Source organism: Rhizobium grahamii CCGE 502 (assembly GCF_000298315.2).
Taxonomy (GTDB): domain Bacteria; phylum Pseudomonadota; class Alphaproteobacteria; order Rhizobiales; family Rhizobiaceae; genus Rhizobium; species Rhizobium grahamii.
The window spans coordinates 194,329-216,042 of the sequence record NZ_AEYE02000014.1; the positions used below are offsets into that span (position 1 = coordinate 194,329).

The 21,714-nt window shown below is 61.2% G+C and carries 19 protein-coding genes; 12 read left to right on the plus strand and 7 right to left on the minus strand.

The annotated features are described in order from the left end of the window. Window positions 1-20 precede the first annotated feature (20 nt). Both RGCCGE502_RS12800 and ku (RGCCGE502_RS12805) read left to right on the plus strand, forming a co-directional pair. Window positions 21-1,118: a DNA topoisomerase IB gene (locus RGCCGE502_RS12800; protein WP_016554589.1), complete on the plus strand. Its 1,098-nt coding sequence runs from the start codon at window positions 21-23 to the stop codon at window positions 1,116-1,118. 127 nt (window positions 1,119-1,245) lie between these two features. Next, window positions 1,246-2,055 (plus strand): non-homologous end joining protein Ku, encoded by an 810-nt coding sequence (gene ku / locus RGCCGE502_RS12805; RefSeq protein ID WP_016554590.1) that lies wholly within the window; start codon window positions 1,246-1,248, stop codon window positions 2,053-2,055. A 21-nt stretch (window positions 2,056-2,076) separates the two neighbouring features. Here ku (RGCCGE502_RS12805) and ligD read toward each other — a convergent pair whose 3' ends face one another. From ligD to RGCCGE502_RS12830, 5 genes are all read right to left on the minus strand, one after another. Further along, complete coding sequence (gene ligD / locus RGCCGE502_RS12810; RefSeq protein ID WP_016554591.1) at window positions 2,077-4,590, minus strand: DNA ligase D; 2,514 nt, start codon at window positions 4,588-4,590, stop codon at window positions 2,077-2,079. Window positions 4,591-4,592: 2 nt separating this feature from the next. Beyond that, window positions 4,593-5,417 carry a non-homologous end joining protein Ku gene (gene ku, locus RGCCGE502_RS12815; RefSeq protein WP_016554592.1) on the minus strand — a complete coding sequence of 275 codons (825 nt, stop codon included), beginning with the start codon at window positions 5,415-5,417 and terminating at the stop codon, window positions 4,593-4,595. A gap of 9 nt (window positions 5,418-5,426) precedes the next feature. Continuing rightward, window positions 5,427-5,696 carry a hypothetical protein gene (locus RGCCGE502_RS12820; RefSeq protein ID WP_040674544.1) on the minus strand — a complete coding sequence of 90 codons (270 nt, stop codon included), beginning with the start codon at window positions 5,694-5,696 and terminating at the stop codon, window positions 5,427-5,429. Between the two features lie 140 nt (window positions 5,697-5,836). Next, the gene (locus RGCCGE502_RS12825) at window positions 5,837-6,190 is read right to left on the minus strand and encodes a hypothetical protein (RefSeq protein WP_016554594.1); all 354 of its coding nucleotides are present in this window, start codon (window positions 6,188-6,190) and stop codon (window positions 5,837-5,839) included. 346 nt (window positions 6,191-6,536) lie between these two features. Continuing rightward, window positions 6,537-7,562, minus strand: a complete 1,026-nt coding sequence (locus RGCCGE502_RS12830) for a substrate-binding domain-containing protein (protein WP_016554595.1) — start codon at window positions 7,560-7,562, stop codon at window positions 6,537-6,539. Window positions 7,563-7,876: 314 nt separating this feature from the next. Between RGCCGE502_RS12830 and RGCCGE502_RS12835 the strand changes: the two genes are divergently transcribed. The 6 genes from RGCCGE502_RS12835 (at window position 7,877) to RGCCGE502_RS12860 (ending at window position 14,059) form a co-directional block, all read left to right on the plus strand. Then, on the plus strand, window positions 7,877-9,142 hold the full coding sequence (locus RGCCGE502_RS12835) for an ABC transporter substrate-binding protein (RefSeq protein WP_016554596.1): 1,266 nt from the start codon (window positions 7,877-7,879) through the stop codon (window positions 9,140-9,142). A gap of 84 nt (window positions 9,143-9,226) precedes the next feature. Next, on the plus strand, window positions 9,227-10,213 hold the full coding sequence (locus RGCCGE502_RS12840) for a carbohydrate ABC transporter permease (protein ID WP_016554597.1): 987 nt from the start codon (window positions 9,227-9,229) through the stop codon (window positions 10,211-10,213). Continuing rightward, window positions 10,213-11,043, plus strand: a complete 831-nt coding sequence (locus tag RGCCGE502_RS12845) for a carbohydrate ABC transporter permease (protein WP_016554598.1) — start codon at window positions 10,213-10,215, stop codon at window positions 11,041-11,043. The genes RGCCGE502_RS12840 and RGCCGE502_RS12845 overlap by 1 nt, the downstream gene beginning before the upstream one ends. A 12-nt stretch (window positions 11,044-11,055) precedes the next feature. Continuing rightward, complete coding sequence (locus RGCCGE502_RS12850) at window positions 11,056-12,084, plus strand: ABC transporter ATP-binding protein (protein WP_016554599.1); 1,029 nt, start codon at window positions 11,056-11,058, stop codon at window positions 12,082-12,084. Between the two features lie 72 nt (window positions 12,085-12,156). Continuing rightward, complete coding sequence (locus RGCCGE502_RS12855; RefSeq protein ID WP_016554600.1) at window positions 12,157-12,942, plus strand: ThuA domain-containing protein; 786 nt, start codon at window positions 12,157-12,159, stop codon at window positions 12,940-12,942. Window positions 12,943-12,952: 10 nt separating this feature from the next. Beyond that, window positions 12,953-14,059: a Gfo/Idh/MocA family protein gene (locus tag RGCCGE502_RS12860; protein ID WP_016554601.1), complete on the plus strand. Its 1,107-nt coding sequence runs from the start codon at window positions 12,953-12,955 to the stop codon at window positions 14,057-14,059. Window positions 14,060-14,117: 58 nt separating this feature from the next. Here RGCCGE502_RS12860 and RGCCGE502_RS12865 read toward each other — a convergent pair whose 3' ends face one another. Beyond that, window positions 14,118-15,278 carry an aminotransferase gene (locus RGCCGE502_RS12865; RefSeq protein WP_016554602.1) on the minus strand — a complete coding sequence of 387 codons (1,161 nt, stop codon included), beginning with the start codon at window positions 15,276-15,278 and terminating at the stop codon, window positions 14,118-14,120. Between the two features lie 88 nt (window positions 15,279-15,366). After that, a complete protein-coding gene (locus RGCCGE502_RS12870) occupies window positions 15,367-16,014 on the minus strand; it encodes a Crp/Fnr family transcriptional regulator (RefSeq protein WP_016554603.1) in 648 nt (215 codons plus the stop codon). Between the two features lie 187 nt (window positions 16,015-16,201). On the opposite strand from RGCCGE502_RS12870, the gene hemN reads away from it, so the two are divergent. From hemN to RGCCGE502_RS12890, 4 genes are all read left to right on the plus strand, one after another. Further along, window positions 16,202-17,548: an oxygen-independent coproporphyrinogen III oxidase gene (gene hemN / locus RGCCGE502_RS12875; RefSeq protein ID WP_016554604.1), complete on the plus strand. Its 1,347-nt coding sequence runs from the start codon at window positions 16,202-16,204 to the stop codon at window positions 17,546-17,548. Between the two features lie 148 nt (window positions 17,549-17,696). Then, window positions 17,697-18,275, plus strand: coding sequence for a GbsR/MarR family transcriptional regulator (locus RGCCGE502_RS12880; RefSeq protein WP_016554605.1), 579 nt, complete (start codon window positions 17,697-17,699; stop codon window positions 18,273-18,275). A gap of 4 nt (window positions 18,276-18,279) precedes the next feature. Further along, window positions 18,280-19,971: a thiol reductant ABC exporter subunit CydD gene (cydD, locus tag RGCCGE502_RS12885; protein WP_016554606.1), complete on the plus strand. Its 1,692-nt coding sequence runs from the start codon at window positions 18,280-18,282 to the stop codon at window positions 19,969-19,971. After that, window positions 19,968-21,656: an amino acid ABC transporter ATP-binding/permease protein gene (locus tag RGCCGE502_RS12890; protein ID WP_016554607.1), complete on the plus strand. Its 1,689-nt coding sequence runs from the start codon at window positions 19,968-19,970 to the stop codon at window positions 21,654-21,656. Before cydD ends, RGCCGE502_RS12890 begins: the two co-directional genes overlap by 4 nt. The last annotated feature ends 58 nt before the right edge of the window (window positions 21,657-21,714 follow it).

A 21,714-nucleotide genomic window follows, 5' to 3' on the forward strand; every position in this document is an offset into this window, starting at 1 on the left:
ACCGACGGCAACGGCGTTTCATGCTCACTGTGGACCAGAGAGCGACCTATAAACAGCAACTTGACGAGAAACTGGCGGCTGCGCTCATCGAGCCACCGGCACCCGGCGGTATCGTCTTCATTGCGAACCTGGAGACGGGCATAACAAGGCGAGCCGTCAAGAACGGATTTGTCTACCACGACGCCCAGGGCGCGCGCATCGCCGACCCGACGGAGCTTGAGCGAATCTCGGCGCTGGCCATTCCGCCCGCCTACACGGAGGTTCTCATCTCCGCCGACCCGAATTCTCATCTGCAGGCTACCGGCCGTGATGCGCGCGGCCGCAAGCAGTACCGTTACCATTCCAAATGGACGGCTGAGCGAGAAAGAAGCAAGTTCGAGCGGCTTGCCGATTTCGGCTCGGCGCTTCCTGCGATCCGCAAGAAGGTAGACTCCGACCTTCGGCGCCGGACGCCCAATATTGACAAGGCGCTGGCGACCATCGTCTGGCTTCTGGACAATCTCTATATCCGCGTCGGCAATGCGAGTTACGCCGCAGACAACGCCTCCTACGGCCTGACAACACTCCCAAACCGGCATGTGAAAATCTCAGGCTCGAGCATCCACTTCCGCTTCAAGGGCAAGTCCGGGAAGGAATGGCGCCTCAGCCACAGCGACCGTCGCATCACCCGCGCCGTGCGCATGCTCCAGGAATTGCCCGGCCAGCAGCTGTTCCAGTATATCGATGACAGCGGCGCCTCTCATCCGATCCAGTCGCAGGACGTCAACGCCTACTTAAGGGAAGCGTCAGGAACCGACTTCACGTCCCGGCTATTCCGCACATGGGGCGCAACACAGATGGCAGCAATCGCGCTCGCCGCGCTTGAGCCGGAGCAAAGCCAGCGCGGGCGCGCGCGACAAATGAACGAGATCGTCGATGCAGTCGCCGCACGCTTGGTCAACACGCGCGCGGTCTGCAGGTCGTCCTACATCCATCCGAAGGTATTCGAGAGCTTCGAAGCAGGTGAGCTTGCCAAGCTCGCTGCCGCCCGGCCGAGCCGAAGCGCCAGATTGCTGCGCTGGATGGACCAGGGTGAAATCGCTGTGCTGCGCTGGCTGAAAGGCCTGAACGGGCGCTGAGGGCAACCGCTTTCATACATTCGCCGCTTCGCGACGATCGCGATGGAACCAAACCGCGCCCCAGGCCGTTATGGGAAATCGCCGCGAATGCGGCCACGGGAGATGGCGCCAGGGCGCCAGGGCGCAAATGGCACGTCAGACCTATTGGAAGGGTTATCTCAAGCTGTCACTCGTCACCGCCGCGGTGTCGCTCACCCCGGCGACGACGGACAGCAACCAGCTTCGATTTCACGTGTTGAACCGAAAGACAAAGAATCGCGTCGAAAGCCGCTACTTCGACAGCGTCACCCACAAGCCAATTGCCGACAAGGATCAAGCCCGGGGATATCCGCGCGGCGAAGACGACTACGTCATTCTCGAGGACAAGGAACTCGAAGAGGTCGGACTGGAAAGCACCAAGACCATCGACATCGACACATTCGTGCCACGCGGCTCGATCGACTGGATCTGGTACGACAAGCCGCACTTCCTAACACCGGAGGACAAGGTCGGTACGGAGGCATTCTGCGTGATCCGCGAATCGATGAAGGCAAACGATGTGGTCGGTATTGCCCGGCTCGTCCTTTACCGGCGTGAGCGGGCCGTCCTGCTGGAGCCTCAGGGCAAGGGTATCATCCTTTGGACACTGCACTTCGGCGACGAAGTTCGTCCGCCGGCAGCCACGCTCGACGGTGATGGTAAGGTCGATGCCACCGTGCTTTCCCTGATGACGAAACTCGTCAAGGACCGGACCGAGGAATGGCAACCGACCATGGTGCAGGATCCTATCCAGAAACGCCTGAAAGCGATGATCCGCGCGAAGCAAAAGAGCCTCGTCAAAGCCACACCGCCATCCTCCAAGAGGCCGACAACAAAACCGACAGGCAACGTCGTCAACATCATGGACGCGCTGAAGAAAAGCCTCGCCAAGGAAACGGGACGTCCGAAATCTCACTGAGAGATCGCAAGCGACCGTCCCTTACTTTTGCTTCTCCAGCGGAACGGCGGCGGCGAAGAAGTCCGCCCACGGATCGCTCCGCAAGCCATCGAGACGCGCCGGAGCGTTGTCGACGGTGAAATAGGCCGGACCGATTTCCTCGGTCAGCTCGGTCCACTCAAGTGGCATGGAGACAGCAGCACCTGGCCGGGCGCGGGTGGAGTAGGCGGCGACGGCCGTGTTGCCACGCCCATTGCGCAGATAGTCGATGAAGATCTTGCCGGTCCGCTTCGCTTTCGTAGCGGTCGCAAGATACTTATCCGGCTGATCTTTTGACATCCCATCGGCGAGCGCTTTGGCGAAGGCCTTGACCTCTACCCAGCTGGCCTTCGGTTTTAGCGGTGTGACGACATGCAGCCCCTTGCCGCCGGAGGTCTTGACGAAGGCCGCCAAGCCCGCCGCTTCGAGACGCTTCTTCAACTCGTTGGCGGCAGCGATGATATCCGACCAGCTGACGCCATCGGCCGGATCAAGATCCATGGTGATCATGTCCGGTCGCTCCCAGCTGTCAGTCGTGGCACCCCAGGGGTGGATTTCCAGCACGGCGGACTGGACGAGCGCCACCATCCCGTCGAAGTCCATGATGCGCAGCAATTTCTCGCCGCCCTTGTCCTTCGGATCGGTGATCTGTTCGATGTTTGGATTCATGCCTTTCCAGGAGTGCTTCTGGAAAAACCGCTGGTGGCCGGCGATGCCATCGGGGCAGCGCAACAGAGCAAGTGGCCGCTTCGTCACATAGGGTTCGATAAAGCGCCATACCCGCGCATAGTAACTCGCCAATCCCTGTTTGGTGACGCCCTCATCGGGCCAATAGATGCGATCCGGATGGGTGAGCGTCACGCTAGACTGAGGCAGTTCCCGAGCAGGTATGTTTATTAGTTCCGGCATCACATCCTCTGGCGCCTTGTCTTCCCTCAGTCCACGAAATGCAGCATGCCGCAAGTTGCCGTCAGCCGACCATGCCTGAAATTCAACCTCGGCGACGAGCTTTGGCGTGACATAGACCAGCCCACGGCGCTCTTCGGTGGTGAGATCATCGTCGAAGGAGTTGTCTTTTTGCTCCATTGCCGACAGCGTCCGATAGAGTTCTTGGGCAACATTGACGCTGAAGCCCGTCCCTACCCGGCCGACATGCGCGAGCTTGCCCTTACGGTAAACGCCCATGGCCAGCGAGCCGATTGCGTTCTTCATCGCGGTCGAGGGCACATAGCCGCCGATAACAAATTCCTGTCTCTCCAGGCATTTCGATTTCACCCAGTCGCCGGTGCGTCCCGAAACGTATTCGCTGTCAGCCAATTTTGACACAATGCCTTCAAGACCAAGCTGGCGGGCATGCTCCAGAACCACTGTGCCGCTTTCGGTAAAATGCTGGCTGTAGCGGATCATTCCGGCGTCGCCCGCGAGTAGCGCCTCCAGCAGCCGCTTCCGGTCAGTCACCTTTGCCTGTCGCAAATCATAGCCGTCGAGATACAAGAGGTCGAACGCATAAAAGACGAACCGATCATGCCGCCTTTCGCTGAGATCGCTTTGCAGCGCCGAAAAATCCGAGGCGCCGTTTTCCCGCTCGACGACGATTTCTCCATCAAGGATCGCCGACCTTGCCGGCAGCGCCGCGAAGGCATCGGCAATCTCCCGGCCGAACTTCTCGGTCCAGTCGAGCCCGCTGCGTGTCAGCAGCACTGCCTTGCCGTTTTCAAGCCGTACCTGAAGCCGGTATCCGTCGAACTTGATCTCGTGGATCCAGCCTTTGCTTGACGGCGCCTTCGCCTTCAGCTTGGCAAGCTCAGGCTCGACGAAGTCAGGCATCGCGGCCTTTTCGGAACCCTTCGGCCAATCTCGGCGTTGCGGCTTCGCCCGGGTCGACACGGTCTTTGCAGCGGGCTTCGATGCACCCTTGGGACGGGAGTCCCAGGTGGCGTCGGGGTGCTTTGTCACCTCTTCAATCTTGCGGCCGCTTTTCACCGATTCCGGCCGCTGCTTCAGGATATCGCCTTTGCGGCGCGCGTCCTCGTCCTCTGCCTTGATCAGCAGCCAGTTCTCCTGCTTTTCGCCCGGCTTGCCATGCATGCGAACCAGGTGCCACCGACCGCTGAGTTTCTCGCCTTCGAGGTCAAACTCCAGGTGGCCCTTCTTGTAGCCCTTGTGCGGATCGCCATTCGGCGTCCACGTTCCGCGATCCCAGAGAAGAACCGTGCCCCCGCCGTATTGCCCCTTCGGGATGGTGCCTTCGAAGTCGCCGTAGTCCAGCGGATGATCCTCGACATGCACGGCAAGCCGCTTTTCATCTGGATTGAGGCTTGGGCCGCGGGTGACGGCCCAGCTTTTCAGCACACCATCGAGTTCCAGCCGGAAGTCATAGTGAAGCCGCGACGCGTCGTGCTTTTGAATCACGAAACTGAGGGTGGCCGGTGCTGCGGATCTGGTGGAACGCCGGCTTCCACTTGGCTCCGGCGTCACCTTGAAGTTGCGTTTCGCCTGGTAAGCCTCCAAAGCCATGCTTAGCTCGCCTTCGTTTCGCTAGAGGCGCGCTTCGCGGCCCGTGGCTTGGCGCTCAGCTTGGCACTTTGGCGCAGAGCGTCCATGAGGTCGATGACCTTGCCCTGCGGCTTTGGTTTTGCCTTTGGCAGTTCCCGGCCCTCGATCTTCGCCTTCACAAGCTCCGCCAGCGCCGTCTCGTAGCGATCCTCATATTCCTGCGGGTTGAAGGCACCCTTTTTGGTACCGATGATGTGGCCGGCCAACTCAAGCATTTCCTTGTCGAACTTCATCTCCGGAATGTCCTTGAAGACCGTATCGGGCTTGCGGACCTCGTAGTCGAAGCTCAGCGTGGTGGCGACGATATAGTCGTCCTGCGGCCGGATCAGAACTGTGCGGTTACGGCGGAACAGCACCGCCTCGGCAATCGCCGCCACCCTCTGATCGCGCATCGCACGGGCGATCAGCCCGAGCGCCTCCCCGTCATCCCCGCTGACGGGCGCCAAGTAATAGGGCTTATCGAAATAGAGCTTGTTGATTTCGTTGTAGGGCACGAAGTTCTGGACGTTCAGTACCTTGTCGCTCTCAGGCATGACGCCCGCAATCTCGTCGCCTTCGATCACGATGTATTCGCCGTTGTCCAGCTGGTATCCCTTGACCTGATCATCACGTTCGACGGCCTTGCCAGTCTCGCTGTCGACGAACTGCCGCTCGACGCGATGGCCGGTTTTTCGACTGATGATGTTGAACGAAATGCGATCGGAGGTGGAAACGGCGGTGTACAATCCGACCGCGCAAACGAGATCCCCGACTTTCAGATGACCCTTCCAGCTTGCCCGAGCTGCCATGACGTTCCCTCAGTTGTGGCTCTGCAGTTTGCGCCGCCGTCTTTCGTCCAAGGCTACGATCTTCTCGACGGCCGCGACGTCGTCGCTCGTCACCACCGGAACGGGATCTGCGGCGATCGCTTCAAGCACGTCAGTCGACAGTCCTCCGTTGCGGATCACCCATTCAAGGGTTTCGCGTGTCTGGCGCTCGGCTTTGAGCTGCGCATACAGCGCGATGATCAACCTGTCTCGCGCATCCATCCGCCCGTTCTTGCGATCGATTTTTGGGATGTGAGGCACCGTGTCACCCGCCCGCGTTTGCAACGAAGGGATTCAACAGATCAAAGGCGAAAAAGTTCCGGGAATCCGGGGCCTCCGCTCGCTTTTTTTTTGCTAAAAGCCACCCGGCGAACGGAGAAGCCGATCTTCTCCTTGCCCGCTCAATGTTTTGCCGGCCCCCTCGGGACCGTGGAGCCAGTTGCCGAAACCGGATCGCTCGCCGGGAATGTGCCTTCCAGTCCCTCGTCGAGCTGTTCTTCCATTGTACTTTGATCACCCGACGCACGAGCGCTGGGCCGCGCTGTCACGGGATCGGAAGTAGCCTCGTCGGTCGCGGCGGCGATCTCTAGCATCACCGCCTTGGCGCGTTCGACCGCATTTCTTGGGTTGACCGATTGCGTCTCGTCGTTGCGCAACAGCACGGAAACCACCTCTCCGCCATCGCCGACGAATTCGATGGTAAAGCCCCGTTTGCCACCCATTTCGGGAATCACCTGTGTACCGACGACTTGCATGACGCTCTCCTTAAACATCTCGCCTTTGAAGGAACGGAAGCGACAACCGAATGTTCCAAGTAGCAGCGAGTGGAGTTGCGCACAAAAAAAACCACCGCTCACGCGGTGGCCGAGATGTGAGGTAAAAACCTCCAGAGGGAACAGTTGCTTCATCGACCGGGAGGATGGCCGACATGCCTCAGCAACTGCTGGCAATATGCGGCTTTGGCGCCGTCGGCTCAATCAACGACGCACCGAAATCTGCTGCCTGAGGAAATCAACTTTCCAGATTCCTGCGAAACCGCGCGATATCCTACTCGCAAGCTGCCCGAAGCAGCTCTGTACACCGCGCGCCCGACGAGGAACATTAAGGGCTGGACGGTCTCGCGGGTCCGGTCGATTCGCGCAGAATGAGTTCGACGGGCCAGAGCTCGTGGATTTCCAATGGAGACCGACCCGACAGCAGTTGCAGGACAAGATCCGCACAACGCGTTCCAGCCGCCCGCATCGAGGACCGTGTTGCCGAAAGTGACGGCACCATGTTGTCGGCGGTGAGATACGGAAAGACGTCGTCGTGGGCGATGACCGAGACATCGCGCCCGATCTGCATCCCAAGCGATCGGACCGCGCGATAGACACCGAGCGCCGTCATCATAGATCCCGCCACAAAGGCTGTTGGTGGGTTCGGTTGCTCCAGGAAGGACCGCGCAAACCGAAAACCGAGCTCGTCCGTGAAGTTTCCGTTCGCGATCAACTGCGCATCAGGCTCTATGCCATGGCTTTGAAGAGCCATGCGATACCCACTGTCTCGATGAAGTGCATAGGTCGCACCGGGTCGGCCATTGATCATTGCAATGCGCCGATGACCAAGATCGATCAGGTGCGACGTGGCGCGCTTGATCGCAGCTTCGTTGTCGATGTCGAGCCAGGCATGCGGCACATCGATGGCCGACCGCCCGTGCACGAGGAACGGCATGCCGAGTTCGTGGAGCAGCGCAATGCGCTCGTCATTGGGTTTGGGCGAGTGCACGATGATCGCGTCGACGCGCCGGCTCTCCACGAGTCGACGGTAGAGCTGCATCTCATCCTCATGGTTGGGATCCGCCATCGGGATGACTAGAATGTCGGTCTCCTCCGCCACCAGCCGCTCCGCCATGCCGGCCATGAATTCCGCGAAGTGAAATTCGCCGGCGCGCCCCATCACTACGCCGATAGCCCCTGCCCGACCGGTTTTCAGCCGCACAGCATTGACGTTCGGACTGTAACCCAGCCGCATAGCAGCTTCCGCCACACGGGCGCGCGTGGTCTCGCTCACTTCGGGGTAGCCGCTCAGCGCCCGACTGACCGTTGTCGGGGACAATCCTACCTTCTTCGCGAACTCTTTAAGCTTCATCCGACAGTGCGTCTTTCGTCCTGACCTGGCTGGCTGGACGCCAACAGGTGCTTTCTCCCTTATGGCCTAAGCGCATCAGTTCGCAAATAGCCAAACCGTTTTCAATTTTAGATATTCCTTTGAGTGAGCTTGTCTCTTTTTCCCACAACCCAAACCACCGCCATCCCTATGATTTTTCTTTGTTATCAATATGTGATCGCGGTTGTGCGACTTTGACACGAGTGCCCGCTTGACTCAATATCGACCTTCTGACAATTTTTTCCAGCCAAACCGTTTTCAATTTTTCCAATGTTTGGTTCTTTTGGGAGGAAGATATGAAGTTTCATTTCACAGCGGTCGCCGTCGCGGCCGCGCTGCTCGGTGTCGCACAGCCCTCGTTCGCCGCCAACATCAGTATTTCCGCAAGCTCGACCGGCAAGAACCTCGACCTGTTCCGCAAGCAGCTCGACGAGTTCGAGAAGGCAACCGGCAACAAGGTCAGCATCGTGACCATGCCGTCGTCTTCGACGGAGCAGTTCTCGCAGTATCGCCTGTGGCTCGCCGCCGGCAATAAGGACGTCGACGTCTACCAGACCGACGTTATCTGGGCACCGCAGCTCGCCGACCAGTTCGTCGACCTCAAGGATGCCGCAAAGGATGTCGTCGGCGATTTCTTCCCGTCGATCATCGCTTCGCAGACCGTCAACGGTCGCCTCGTCGCCATGCCGCTCTATACCGACGCGCCGGCGCTCTTCTACCGCAAGGACCTTCTCGACAAGTACGGCAAGCAGCCGCCGAAGACCTGGGACGAAATGGCGGCAACCGCCAAGGAAATCCAGGAAAAGGAACGCGCAGCCGGCCAGAAGGATCTCTGGGGCTATGTCTTCCAGGGCAACGCCTATGAAGGTCTGACCTGCAATGCGCTCGAATGGGTCAAATCGTCGGGCGGCGGCCAGATCATCGAGCCGGATGGCACCATCTCCATCAACAACGAGAAGGCAGCAGCAGCGATCGACCGCGCCAAGGGTTGGGTCGGAACGATTTCGCCCGGCGGCGTGCTCGCCTACCAGGAAGAAGAGTCCCGCGGCGTCTGGCAGACCGGCAATGCCGTCTTTATGCGCAACTGGCCCTATGCCTACGCTCTCGGCAATGGCGGAGACAGCGCCGTCAAGGGCAAGTTCGACGTAACGACGCTTCCGGTTGCCAAGGAAGGCGACACACCATCCTCGACGCTCGGCGGCTGGAACCTTGCCGTCTCGAAGTACTCACAGAACCCGGATGTCGCAATCGCACTCGTCAAGTTCCTGACCTCCAAGGAAAGCCAGAAGCAGCGCGCCATCGAGCTCTCCAACCTGCCGACGCTGTCTGCGCTCTACGACGAGAAGGACATCGCGGCCGCAGCGCCGTTCATGCCGAACTGGAAGCCGATCTTCCAGAACGCCGTTCCGCGTCCGTCGGCATCCGCCAAGGTCAAGTACAACGAGGTCTCCTCGAAGTTCTGGACCGCCGTTCACAACTCGCTTTCGGGCAACGGCACCTCCGCAGAAAACCTCGAGCTTCTCGAGGCCGACCTGACGACGCTCAAGGGCGAAAACTGGTAACCGACGGCATCGGCAGCGGCGGGCGTCCGCCGCTGCCTTTCCCGAAGATGCCACCGTCAAATCGCCTCAAGAAGCGGGTACCTCATGACTGAAGCCGCAGTTTCCTCAAGCGTCGGATCGCGAGCGCGCGCCGTCAATACCTCGTCGGACTTGCGCTCCGAGCGCATCCGTTCCGCCTGGATATTCCTGGCCCCCACCCTGTTCATCCTGGCCGTCGTTGCCGGATGGCCGCTTTTCAGAACGATCTATTTCAGCTTCACGAACGCATCGCTCACCAATCTCGGCGGCGCCGAGTTTGTCGGCTTCAAGAACTACCTCTCCTGGGTCACGCTGAAGAGCGGTCGCACGGTCTATAACGGCCTGCTCGCCGATCCCAACTGGTGGAAAGCGGTCTTGAACACGATGAAGTTCGCGCTTCTGTCCGTGACCATCGAAACCATTCTCGGCCTCGTCGTCGCCCTGGTACTGAACGCGAACTTCGCTGGCCGCGGCATCGTCCGCGCCGCCATTCTCATTCCATGGGCAATCCCGACCATCGTGTCCGCCAAGATGTGGGCCTGGATGCTCAACGACCAGTTCGGCATCCTGAACGACATCCTGCTCGGCGCGGGCCTGATCACCCAGAAGATCGCCTGGACCGCCAATCCGGAGACGGCGATGATTGCCGTCCTGATCGTCGACGTCTGGAAGACGACGCCCTTCATGGCGCTGCTCATTCTTGCCGGCCTGCAGATGGTCCCGGCCGATATCTACGAAGCCGCCAAGATCGACGGCATCAACCCGATCAAGGTGTTCTGGCGCCTCACCCTGCCGCTGGTGCGTCCCGCAATCATGGTCGCCGTGATTTTCCGCATGCTCGACGCCCTGCGCATCTTCGACCTGATCTACGTGCTGACGCCGAACAATGCGCAGACCAAGACCATGTCGGTCATGGCGCGCGAGAACCTCTTCGACTTCGACAAGTTCGCCTACGGGGCGACGGCCTCGACCGTGCTCTTCCTGATCATCGCGACGATCACCGTGCTCTACATGTGGCTCGGTCGTGTCAAGCTTGGCGGGAGTGAACGCTGATGCTGCTTACCGCCACGAAGAACACCCTCTTCTACCTGCTCGTCGCCATCATCGTCATCATCGCGGTATTCCCGTTCTACTATGCGATCCTGACGAGCTTCAAAGCCGGTACCGCCCTCTTCGAGGTCAATTACTGGCCGACTTCGATCTCGCTCACCAACTATACGACGGTCCTGACGACAGGCAGCTTCATCCGCAGCCTCGGCAACTCCTTGCTCGTCGCCGTCCTAGTGGTCGCCGCCTCGCTGCTCCTTGCGGTGACGGCATCCTATGCGCTTGCCCGCGTCAATTTCCGCGGTCGCGCGCTGCTGATGCTGACGATCCTGTCGGTGTCGATGTTCCCGCAGATCGCCGTGCTCGCCGGCCTGTTCGAGCTGATCCGCTGGATCGGCATCTTCAACACGCCCTTCGCGCTGATCTTCTCCTACATGATCTTTACCCTGCCCTTCACGGTCTGGGTTCTGACCACCTTCATGCGCGATCTACCTATCGAAATCGAGGAAGCGGCGATCGTTGATGGCGCCTCGCCGTGGGTCATCATCACGCAGGTTTTCATGCCGCTGATGTGGCCGGCTCTGGTCACCACAGGCCTGCTTGCCTTCATTACGGCCTGGAACGAATTCCTCTTCGCCCTAACATTCACCTCATCGGACGCTCAGCGAACGGTGCCGGTTGCCATTGCCCTGCTTTCCGGCGGCAGCCAGTTCGAAATCCCGTGGGGCAACATCATGGCAGCATCCGTCATCGTTACGGTCCCTGTCGTTGTCCTGGTCCTGATATTCCAGCGGCGCATCATTTCCGGCCTGACAGCCGGCGGCGTCAAAGGTTGAAGAAAGCACGATATGGCACAGATTCGACTCGATAATGTAAGAAAGAGCTTCGGTGCGCTTGAAGTCATCAAGGGCGTCTCGCTCGATATCCGCAAGGGCGAGTTCATGGTCTTCGTCGGCCCGTCCGGCTGCGGCAAGTCCACGCTGCTGCGGCTGATTTCCGGGCTGGAGGACATAACCTCGGGCACGCTTTCCTTCGATGGCGAGGCGGTCAACCGCTACGCGCCGTCGAAGCGCGGCATTGCGATGGTGTTCCAATCCTATGCGCTCTACCCGCATATGACCGTGTTCGAGAACATGGCCTTCGGGATGAAACTGTCAGGACGTACAAAGGAAGAGTGCAAGGCCCGCGTCGAGCAGGCAGCCGGTATGCTGCAGCTGTCGCCCTATCTCGAACGCCTGCCCCGCCAGCTATCGGGCGGCCAGCGCCAGCGTGTCGCGATCGGCCGCGCCATCGTCCGCGATCCCAAGGTTTTCCTGTTCGACGAGCCGCTGTCGAACCTCGATGCGGCGCTGCGCGTCGCAACGCGTCTGGAGATCGCCAAGCTTCACCGCAGCATGCACGGCACGACGATGATCTACGTCACCCACGACCAGGTCGAGGCGATGACGCTCGCCGACCGCATCTGCGTTCTGCGGGATGGCGTCGTCGAGCAGGTCGGCACCCCGCTCGAACTTTACGAAACGCCGAATTCCGTTTTCGTCGCCGGCTTCATCGGCTCGCCGAAAATGAACTTCCTGACCGGTGAGTTCTCGGCGCCATACAATGCCCACACCATCGGCGTTCGCGCAGAGCACATGGAGATCGTCCAACAGGCGCCTGCCTGGACGGGCACCGTCATCCATTCCGAAATCCTCGGCTCGGACAGTTTCGTCTACCTCGACATCGGCACCTCGGAACCGCTCGTCGTTCGCGAGACCGGCGTATCGAGCCATCAACCCGGCCAGAAACTGGGCGTCGCCCCGGTTCAGGGCTCAATTCACCGTTTCGACCAATCCGGACGCGCGCTCGAGAGGGTCCCCCTCAAGGGCGCGGCCTGACACCACCCAAACCACAGGATCTGGCCGCTTCCCATCGGTTCCGGTCCACCATTCGCATGAAGGAGCAATCACTTGGCTATTCGCACCATTGTCTGGGGTGAAAACATCCACGAAACCACCAATGCCATCGTTCGGGGCATCTATCCCGAAGGCATGCACACCACCATCGCCAACGCGCTGAACACCGATCCGGCGATCCAGGCGACGACGGCGACGCTGCAGGAGCCCGAGCACGGCCTGACGGAAGCCCGCCTTGCCGAAACCGACGTCCTCACCTGGTGGGGCCACAAGGACCACGGCGCGGTCTCCGACGTCGTCGTCGAGCGCGTCGCAAAGCGCGTCTGGGAAGGCATGGGCCTGCTGGTCCTGCACTCCGGCCACTTCTCGAAGATCTTCAAGCGCCTGATGGGCACGCCCTGCGCGCTGAAGTGGCGCGAAGCCGGTGAACGCGAGCGTCTGTGGACGATCAACCCGCGTCACCCGATCGCCGCCGGCCTCGACGAGAACTTCGTTCTCGAAAACGAGGAAATGTATGGCGAGCAGTTCTCCGTGCCGGAGCCGCTGGAAACCGTCTTCATCTCCTGGTTCCAGGGCGGCGAAGTCTTCCGCTCGGGCCTCACCTGGCGCCGCGGTGCCGGCAACATTTTCTACTTCCGCCCTGGCCACGAAACCTATCCGACCTATCATGATGCCAACGTTCAGAAGGTACTCATCAACGGCGTGAAATGGGCCTATAACCCGCAGGGCGATCTGAAGAGCATCACCGATGCCCCGAATGTGCCGGTCGAAAAGGCTCTCGAGCCGATCGTTGAACGCGGCCCACGACTGCATCAGGCCGGCGAAGCCGGTTATCGCTGAGGAGCACAATATGCGTCTACTCGTTCTTGGCACAGGCTCGATGGCCAGAAACCAGGTAGCCAACTTCCTCGCCATCGACGGCGTGGAAGTTGTCGGCGCCGTCGATACCGACCCGGCGCGCCTGGCCGAATTTGCCGATCACTTCCACATCGAGAAGCGCTTCCTCACACTCGAGGAAGCGATCGCATGGGGTGATTTCGACGCGGCCACCAACGTCACACCTGATCGCATCCACCACGCGACCAGCCTGGCGCTCATCGCCGCCGGCAAGCACGTCTTCTGCGAAAAGCCGCTGGCCGAGCACTACGACCACGCATTGGAGATGACGGAAGCCGCCGAAGCTGCCGGCGTCATCAACATGGTCAACCTCACCTATCGCAACGTCGCGCCTCTGCAGCGCGCCCGCGAGATGGTGTTGGCTGGCGAGCTCGGCACCATCAGACACGTTGAAGCCTCCTACCTGCAAAGCTGGCTGGTCTCGCGCGCATGGGGAGACTGGCGCACGGAATCGCGCTGGCTGTGGCGCCTGTCGACCGGTCACGGTTCGAACGGCGTGCTCGGCGACGTCGGCATCCACATCCTCGACTTCGCCGCCTATGGCGCGGCGACCGATATCGACCACGTCTTTGCCCGCCTGAAGACCTTCAACAAGGCTCCTGGCGGCCAGATCGGCGAATATCTGCTGGATGCCAACGACAGCTTCACGATGTCTGTCGACTTCACCAACGGTGCGCTCGGCGTCATCCACGCGACCCGTTGGGCAACCGGCCATCTCAACGAGCTGAAGCTTCGCATCTATGGCGAAAAGGGCAGCCTCGAGGTCATTCATCGCCCGGATGGCTCCGAACTGCGCGGCTGCTTCGGCGAGGACATCGAAACCGCCACCTGGCGCGACATCGAGGTCCCTGCCGTGCTGACGAACTATCAGCGCTTTGCAGAAGCCGTCAGAACCGGAAAGCAGGACGACCCGACCTTCCGCCACGCCGCAAACCTGCAGAAGGTCCTCGACCTTGCGATCGTGTCGGAGAAGGAGCGGCGGGAGCTCAATCTGCTGGAGGCCTCCGAGCAGGGTAACCCGGCAGACAAGCGGATACCGCCGCTGACCGTCGTCGTCTGATACGACAACCAGCCAGAAAGAATAAAGGCCCGCCGATGCGGGCCTTTGTCATTTCAAGCTACCGAAGACGGTCCGCGAGTAAGCCGATCGAAGCAGCGTCGGCATTGGCGAAGGCGAGCCTGAGATAGTGCTCCTGCCCTTCCCCGAAATAGCTTCCCGGCAGGCAGACCACACCGGCCTCCTTCGCAAGACGCTCCGCGACGGCGGTTGAGCTGAGCTCGGCGAAGGGGTGGCGGATGAACGCAAAATAAGCGCCAAGCGCACCGATCTCCCAGCCGGGCAACCCTGACATCACGGCCCGCAAGGCATCCGCACGGCGCGCAATCTCCAGGCGATTTTCCGCCTGCCAGTCGGCCAGGATCGGCATCGCCGCGGCAACGGCGACCTGGGCTGCGCGTGGCGCGCAGATCTGCATGTTGTCCATGACCTTCGCGATCTCGGCAACGACGTTGGCCCCGGCAGTGATCGCCCCGAGGCGATGGCCAGGAATGCAGAAGGACTTCGAGAAGCTGTAGAGCAGGATCAGCGTGTCTTCCCACCCCTGAATCGTGAGTAGCGGATGCGGAGCGCCGTAGCCATCGGGAAGGAAGTCGCGATAAGTCTCGTCGACGATCAGCCACGCCCCATGCTTGCGGCAGAGGTTGAACAACTCGACCAGCAATTCAGGCGGATAGACCGCGCCGGTCGGATTGTTCGGCGTCACCACCGCCAGCACCTTGGCACCACTCAGCAGCGCCTTCTCGGCCGATTGAACCTCCGGCAGGAAGCCATTCTCCGCGTCGCACTCGACCAGAACGCGCTTGATGCCGAGCATCGACAGCGTCGTCTCCTGATTGAAATAGAACGGATTGGTCAGCGCCACACTATCGCCGGAGCCGGCAAGCGCAATTGCTGCCGACATGAAGGCCTGGTTGCAGCCCGCGGTGACATGGATGTTGGCTGCGGAAACGGACGCCCCGTAGACCTCGGACATATGCCGGGCATAGGCGTCTCTCAGCACGCACTCCCCCTCGATCGGACCGTAGCCCGTCGTCTCCGGCGACGATGCCGCTTCGCCAAGCAACCGCAACATTTCGGGATGGGCCGGATAGCCGGGTACCGCCTGCGAAAGATCGACCAACGGCCCCTTGCCGCCCTTGTATTCGCGAGCCCAGGCGAGCACCGAGGGAATGGGAGGCGGAGACAGGCGGGAAACAAGCGGATTGGCGAAGGCAGACATGCAGCTCTCTTCTCGAACGAGGTGAACCCTCACTCCTGCACGGAATGGGCTTCCTCGGCAACCGGCAAACAATGCCGCACAGGGATCGTCACGAGCCGCAGCAGGCCTTGAGCTTCGAGAGCTTCGGCACCTCGATATGCCGGTTTGCAACGATTGAGATCACCCCATCGGCCTTCAGCTTCGACATCTGGCGAGAGACTGTCTCGATCGTCAGCCCCAGAAAGTCGGCAATGTCGGCCCGCGACAGCGGCAGATCGAACTTGCGCTTTTCGCCGACAGCCTCGGGATCGAGATGTGTCGCGATCAGAAGGAGGAAGCTTGCGACCTTCTCCGCCGCCGTCTTGCGTCCAAGCGTCACCATCCAGTCGCGGGCTTCGTCGAGCTCACGCAGCGTCTGCGACATCAGGCGTTCGGCGAGCGCCGGGTTGCTCTTGACCATACGCTCCAGCGCGGCCTTCGGAATACGACAGAGGTTGACGTCGGACGCCGCTTCCACAGACACCGCATTCTCATTCGCATTCAGCCTGCCGAGAAGATCGGGCGCGAACTGCAGGCCGACGATCTGCTGACGCCCGTCCTCCAGCGTCTTCGTGAGCTTCACGACGCCGCGGATGACGGTAGCGTAGGATTCGGCCGGCATCTTCTCGCCGGCGAGCTCATCGCCGGATTCGTGGTTGACCAGGCGCGTATGCGCGGAAAGCGCCAGCAATTCATCGGCGCTGAGCGCACCGCACATGCCCTTATGGCGAACCTCGCAGCTCATGCAACGTACTGGGATGTTTGAATTATGTATGTCTTTGCGCATCAAATCAGCTCCGCGCAAAAGCATAGACTACAGCCGCAGCGGGAGAACAGCGTTTTCTTGATCGAGATCAAAGTGTCACCGTTTTGGGCCGGCTATGGCTCCCCGAAAAGGACATCTCATGAACGCCGAACTCATCGCCCGCTACGCCGCTCCGGTACCGCGCTACACCGGCTATCCCACAGCTCCGCACTTCCACGACGGCGTCGATCAAGCCGTTTATCGAGAGTGGCTCGGACAGCGGTCCGATGGCCCGCTGTCGCTCTATCTGCATATCCCGTTTTGCGATCGGCTCTGCTTCTATTGCGGCTGCCATACCAAGCAGGTGCGCCGGTACGACCCGATCGCCGCCTATCTCGATGCTCTCAACAGGGAGATCGAGCTTGTTGCCGAGTGCCTGCGCGAGCAGTACAAAGTCAGCGCGATCCATTTCGGCGGCGGTTCGCCGACGATCGTGAACCCAATAGACCTGCAGAGATTGCACGACACGCTGGATCGACATTTCGATATTGCACCGAACGCCGAGATCAGCGTCGAGATCGACCCGACCCATGTCGACGCCGCGCGCCTGCAGGCATGGAGATCTCTGGGCATAACGCGGGCAAGTGTCGGCGTGCAGGATTTCGAGCCGATCGTACAGACCGCGATCAACCGCCCGCAAAGCTTCGAGGAGACGGCTGACGTCGTGATCACGCTAAGAGATCTCGGCGTCTCCTCGATCAATCTCGATATCGTCTATGGCCTGCCGCACCAAAACAAAGCAATGCTGTTGAGAACGATCGAACAATGTCTCTCCATGGCGCCCGATCGGATCGCCATGTTCGGATATGCCCATGTCCCCTGGATGAAGAAGCACCAATCGCAGATTGATGCCGCAACTTTGGCCGGTCCGGTGGAACGCTTCGAGATGGCGGCTGCCGGTGCCGAGGCCATTCTTGCCGCCGACTATGTGGCTGTCGGCATCGATCATTTTGCAAAGCCGGGTGATTGCATGGCGCAGAAGCTTTCCCACGGCACGCTTCGACGCAATTTCCAGGGCTACACCACCGACGAGGCGGACGCGTTGATCGGTTTCGGCGCGTCCTCGATCGGGCGGCTGCCGCAGGGCTATGCGCAGAACATCACGGCGACGGGGCAATACTGCCGGGCAATCCTGGACGGTCGTCTACCTGTTGCTCGCGGCTTTTCCCTCTCTGACAGCGACCGCGCCGCTGCGTCCGCCATCGAGGATCTGATGTGCCGCTACTCCTTCTCTGTCTCCGATCTCCGATCACGCTTTGGACGCGCCGCTGACGCTGTCGTTACCGATGCCATGCGAGCGCATGTCTTCAACGAGGATGATCTGACGACGTTCGACGGCAACACCTTCGCGATCACGACGAAAGGCCGGCCCTTCGTGCGGGCGATCGCTGCGAAATTCGATCGTTATCTCGACCAGGGGCGGGCGAAACATTCGATCGCCGTTTGATCCAGATCAAGTTCTGTCGCGGCGAATCTTCCTATGACTTGCCGCGACACCAAATTGCCGCAGCCTTTATTCCCCGATTGCCCATAGAGCCAAGCCAGTTGTAGTAATTTCAGAAATTTCTGAAATCACAGACATAACGGAAACTCCGATGAACCTTCCGCCGCTTGTTCAATCCTTCGTTCTCCACTTCGGTGAAATGGGCTCGCGCTGGGGCATCAACCGCACGGTCGGCCAGATCTATGCGTTGCTCTACGTATCCCCTTCGCCGCTCTGCGCCGAGGAAATCGCCGATGCCCTCAGCATCTCGCGCTCGAACGTCTCGATGAGCCTGCGCGAACTTCAGACCTGGAACCTGGTGCTGCTGAAGCACAAGCCGGACGACCGGCGCGACTTCTTCACCACGCCCGACGATGTCTGGCAGATCCTGCGCACTCTGGCCGAAGAGCGCAAGAAGCGCGAGGTAGACCCGACGCTCTCGGTCCTTCGCGAAATCCTGATGCAGCGGCCGGCAAGCGAAGCCGAGCGCCATGCGCAAGAGCGCATGAGCGAGATGCACGCGCTGATCGAGCAGCTAACGCATTGGTATGAAGACGTAAAACAACTTGAAACCGAGCGCCTTGCAACGTTACTCTCTTTAGGTGCGAAAGTGACGAAGCTGTTGGAGGCCAAGGACCGAGTCGTTTCGCTCGGCCGCAGCCGCCGGCCCAATCCTGCGAACAAGAGTTAGCGCTATGGGGAGTGCTTACTTAGACGCAAGTGGAAAGCAGGCTTTCGGCAAGCCGGAAAAACCTGTGCCCAGACATCGCGGGCTTAGAAAGGCAGCAGCCGTCCAGACGCTGGCATCGCTGATCTGGATACCGCAGGCGGCCATTCTCGCCACCGCAGTCGGCCGGATCGCAGACGGCGGCGGCTTCAACGACGTCTTCGGGCTCGCCGTTTATATCGCTCTGTTTGGGATAGCTAAAAGCTGTCTCGAAGCGGCTGGCGGCCGCATGGCATTTCGCGCCGCCCGAACCGAATTGACGGCCCGGCGCGAACTCGCCACAGCAGCCGTCGCCAGGCGCTCGCCGATCGACAGCACGAGACCGAGTTCCGGCGAGGCCGCAAGCGTCATCGGCGAACAGGCTGAGATGATCGTTCCCTATCTCTCGCGCTTTCAGCCGGCGCGCTTCAAGGCGAGCGCCGTACCATCAATCATCCTTGCCTGCATCTTCCCGATTTCGTGGATTGCCGCCCTCATTCTCCTGTTTGCCATGCCGCTTATTCCCGTCTTCATGGCGCTGATCGGCTGGCGCGCGCAGGCAGCCAGCGAGAAGCAGCTGGCCGCGACCGGAGGCCTCAACGGTTTCCTCCTCGATCGCCTGCGTGGCATGGCGACGATCCGTTCGCTTGGCGCCGTCGATGCGACCGCGACGAGGCTCAGGGCAGACGCTGAGTCGCTGAAAACCCGGACGATGGCGGTCCTGAAGATCGCCTTCCTGTCGTCGGCTGTTCTGGAGCTTTTCGCAGCGCTGGGCGTCGCTCTGGTCGCCGTCTACGTCGGCTTCTCGCTGCTCGGCGAAACCCGTTTCGGCGCCTGGGCCGGAGGCCTCGATCTGACGAGCGGCCTCTTCGTGCTGCTGCTTGCACCTGCGTTCTTTGAGCCGCTGCGGGAGCTCTCTGCCGTCTGGCATGATCGCGCCGCCGGCGAAGCCGCCATGAAGGCAATCAACGCCTTAAATGTGGAGGGCCTTCAACTGCCCGCCGCAAGCGACGCACCCGCCGTGGCAACGGCCGGCGCCATTCGCTTGGCCAATGTCGGCTTCCGCTACGGCAAGGACAGCAACGCCGCCATCGATGGATTTGATTTGAGCGTCCGTGCTGGCGAGCATGTTGCGCTTCTCGGCCCCAGCGGCTCTGGCAAATCGACCCTGCTCGCGCTGATCGCTGGTCACGCGACGGGCGACACCGGCAGCGTCACGATCGACGGACAGCCGGTCAGCTCTGCCCTTCATGACAAGATTGCCTGGGTCGGCCAGAAGCCGCACATATTTGCCGGCACCATCGCGGGCAACATTTCGCTCGGCCGACCGAACGTTTCCATGGAATCCGTGGCAGAATCACTCAATTTCGCAAAGCTCAACCGTTTCGCCCGCAGCCACGCCCGCCGTCCTCTTGGCGACGGTGGCTTGGGAGTATCGGGCGGCGAAGCGCTGCGCCTCGCCATCGCCCGCGCCGCTTGCAATCCCAACGCCAGGATCGTACTCGCCGACGAGCCGACCGCACACCTTGACGCAGAAACCGCCAGCGACATCACCGAGAGCCTGATCGCTCTTGCCAAGGGCCGCACGCTTGTCGTCGCAACCCATGACCCGCGGCTTGCTGCCCGCATGGATCGCACAATCGTGCTCAATCCCGAAACCTTGCGGGAGGCCGCCGAATGAGCGCATCGTTTTCCACCCTCAGGCCGATCGCCAAGCTTTTCCTTGCCGAACGCCGCCACGGCCTGCTCCTCGGAGCTGCGCTTTCGGCGACCACGGTGTCGGCAGGAATTGCCCTGCTTGGTCTCTCCGGATGGTTCATCACCGCCACCGGCATTGCCGGACTTTCCTCAGCGGCGGTCGCTACGTTCGACGTCTTCATGCCGTCGGCCGGCATCCGCCTGCTTGCACTCGGCCGGACCGCCTCGCGCTACGGCGAGCGGCTAACCACTCACGACGCGACGCTGAGCGTGCTCGCCGCCCTGCGCGAGCGCCTATTTCGTGGATGGGCAGCACCCGGCGCCGCACGCGAACTCGCACGCCGGCCCGCCCGCCTACTTTTCCGTCTGACCGGCGACATCGACGCGCTGGATTCCCTTTATCTACGCGTGCTGGTTCCGACCGGCGTGGCAATCATCGCGGCACTTTCCGCAAGCATCGCGCTCGGCCTAATGAACCCGCTCTTCGGGCTGGCCGTCGGTGCCACCCTCCTCGGCACGGGGCTCGGCATTCCGCTGTTGGCCGGACACCGGGCAACAGAGCATGCCCGCCGCCGTACCTACGGCATCGAAGCCATTCGCGCCCGCACCATCGATCTCGTCGCTGGGCAAACCGACTTGTTGATGGCCGGACGCCTCGACGCCCAACGGGCTGCGATTGCCGACGCTGACCGTTACGCAGCCTCTGCCGATGATCGCCTGAACCGCATCGAAACCGGTGTTACCTTCGGTTTCGGCCTAGCGACGACCGCTCTTCTGGCCGGTTCGCTACTTGCCGTTGCGGCATTGGCCCGAGCGCAAGCAATCAGCCCAGCGGTTGCCACGCTGGGTATCCTGATCGCATTCGCCGCGGTCGAACCCTTCGGTGCGCTGCGTCGCGGAGCGATGGAACTTGGCCGCACGCTTCTTGCTGCCCGCCGCATCGCGCCTCGCCTGTCGGCAAACGAAGACCTGCACAGCAACGCGACTCCGCGTCCCGGATTTGCGTTTCGCCTGGATCGCGTTAGCGGAGGATATGACGCGGGAACGCCTGTCCTTCACGAGATCGACCTCAACCTACCGGCAGGCGCGAAGCTAGCCCTGGTCGGCGCCAGCGGTGCAGGTAAGTCGACACTTCTATCGCTCCTCGCAGCCGAAATGTGCCCAACCGAAGGAACCATCGAAGGACTGGACGCCACGCTGCTGACGCAACGGACGGAGCTCTTCCAAGATAGCGTTCGCGGCAATCTCCAACTCGCAAGCCCCGATGCAACGGATGCCGCACTGCGCGAGGCGCTTACCACCGCAGGCCTCCTGCAGGACGTCGCCGCCCTGCCGCGCGGCCTCGACACCCAACTTGGCGAAGGCGGCATGGGGCTCTCCGGCGGGCAATCGCGCCGCCTCGCCCTTGCCCGCCTCTTTCTCCGCGACACACCGCTCTGGTTGCTGGACGAGCCTACGGAGGGCCTCGATGGCGCAACCGCGCGCGACGTCATGCAACGTCTGGCCGAGCAAGCCGTGGGGCGCTCGCTCGTCATCGCCACGCATATCCGTCGCGAAGCAGCAATCGCGGATGTCATCGCCGTCATGGAGGATGGGCGCATCGTAGAAGTTTCACGCCGCGGAGAGGCGGCGTTCGAAAAGGCTTTGAACCGGCTGAGACCGGACTGAGCCACACCGCATGGCCGCCCGGCAATCCGGCTTGGCGGAGACTCTTCATATCCCGTGG

What these genes read in the sequence shown, in the direction of transcription:
- RGCCGE502_RS12800 (WP_016554589.1), top strand. Translation starts at nt 21, where the DNA reads ATGCTCACTGTGGACCAGAGAGCGACCTATAAACAGCAACTTGACGAG.
- ku (WP_016554590.1), top strand. Translation starts at nt 1,246, where the DNA reads ATGGCACGTCAGACCTATTGGAAGGGTTATCTCAAGCTGTCACTCGTC.
- ligD (WP_016554591.1), bottom strand. Translation starts at nt 4,590, where the DNA reads ATGGCTTTGGAGGCTTACCAGGCGAAACGCAACTTCAAGGTGACGCCG.
- ku (WP_016554592.1), bottom strand. Translation starts at nt 5,417, where the DNA reads ATGGCAGCTCGGGCAAGCTGGAAGGGTCATCTGAAAGTCGGGGATCTC.
- RGCCGE502_RS12825 (WP_016554594.1), bottom strand. Translation starts at nt 6,190, where the DNA reads ATGCAAGTCGTCGGTACACAGGTGATTCCCGAAATGGGTGGCAAACGG.
- RGCCGE502_RS12830 (WP_016554595.1), bottom strand. Translation starts at nt 7,562, where the DNA reads ATGAAGCTTAAAGAGTTCGCGAAGAAGGTAGGATTGTCCCCGACAACG.
- RGCCGE502_RS12835 (WP_016554596.1), top strand. Translation starts at nt 7,877, where the DNA reads ATGAAGTTTCATTTCACAGCGGTCGCCGTCGCGGCCGCGCTGCTCGGT.
- RGCCGE502_RS12840 (WP_016554597.1), top strand. Translation starts at nt 9,227, where the DNA reads ATGACTGAAGCCGCAGTTTCCTCAAGCGTCGGATCGCGAGCGCGCGCC.
- RGCCGE502_RS12845 (WP_016554598.1), top strand. Translation starts at nt 10,213, where the DNA reads ATGCTGCTTACCGCCACGAAGAACACCCTCTTCTACCTGCTCGTCGCC.
- RGCCGE502_RS12850 (WP_016554599.1), top strand. Translation starts at nt 11,056, where the DNA reads ATGGCACAGATTCGACTCGATAATGTAAGAAAGAGCTTCGGTGCGCTT.
- RGCCGE502_RS12860 (WP_016554601.1), top strand. Translation starts at nt 12,953, where the DNA reads ATGCGTCTACTCGTTCTTGGCACAGGCTCGATGGCCAGAAACCAGGTA.
- RGCCGE502_RS12865 (WP_016554602.1), bottom strand. Translation starts at nt 15,278, where the DNA reads ATGTCTGCCTTCGCCAATCCGCTTGTTTCCCGCCTGTCTCCGCCTCCC.
- RGCCGE502_RS12870 (WP_016554603.1), bottom strand. Translation starts at nt 16,014, where the DNA reads ATGTGCGGTGCGCTCAGCGCCGATGAATTGCTGGCGCTTTCCGCGCAT.
- hemN (WP_016554604.1), top strand. Translation starts at nt 16,202, where the DNA reads ATGAACGCCGAACTCATCGCCCGCTACGCCGCTCCGGTACCGCGCTAC.
- RGCCGE502_RS12880 (WP_016554605.1), top strand. Translation starts at nt 17,697, where the DNA reads ATGAACCTTCCGCCGCTTGTTCAATCCTTCGTTCTCCACTTCGGTGAA.
- cydD (WP_016554606.1), top strand. Translation starts at nt 18,280, where the DNA reads ATGGGGAGTGCTTACTTAGACGCAAGTGGAAAGCAGGCTTTCGGCAAG.
- RGCCGE502_RS12890 (WP_016554607.1), top strand. Translation starts at nt 19,968, where the DNA reads ATGAGCGCATCGTTTTCCACCCTCAGGCCGATCGCCAAGCTTTTCCTT.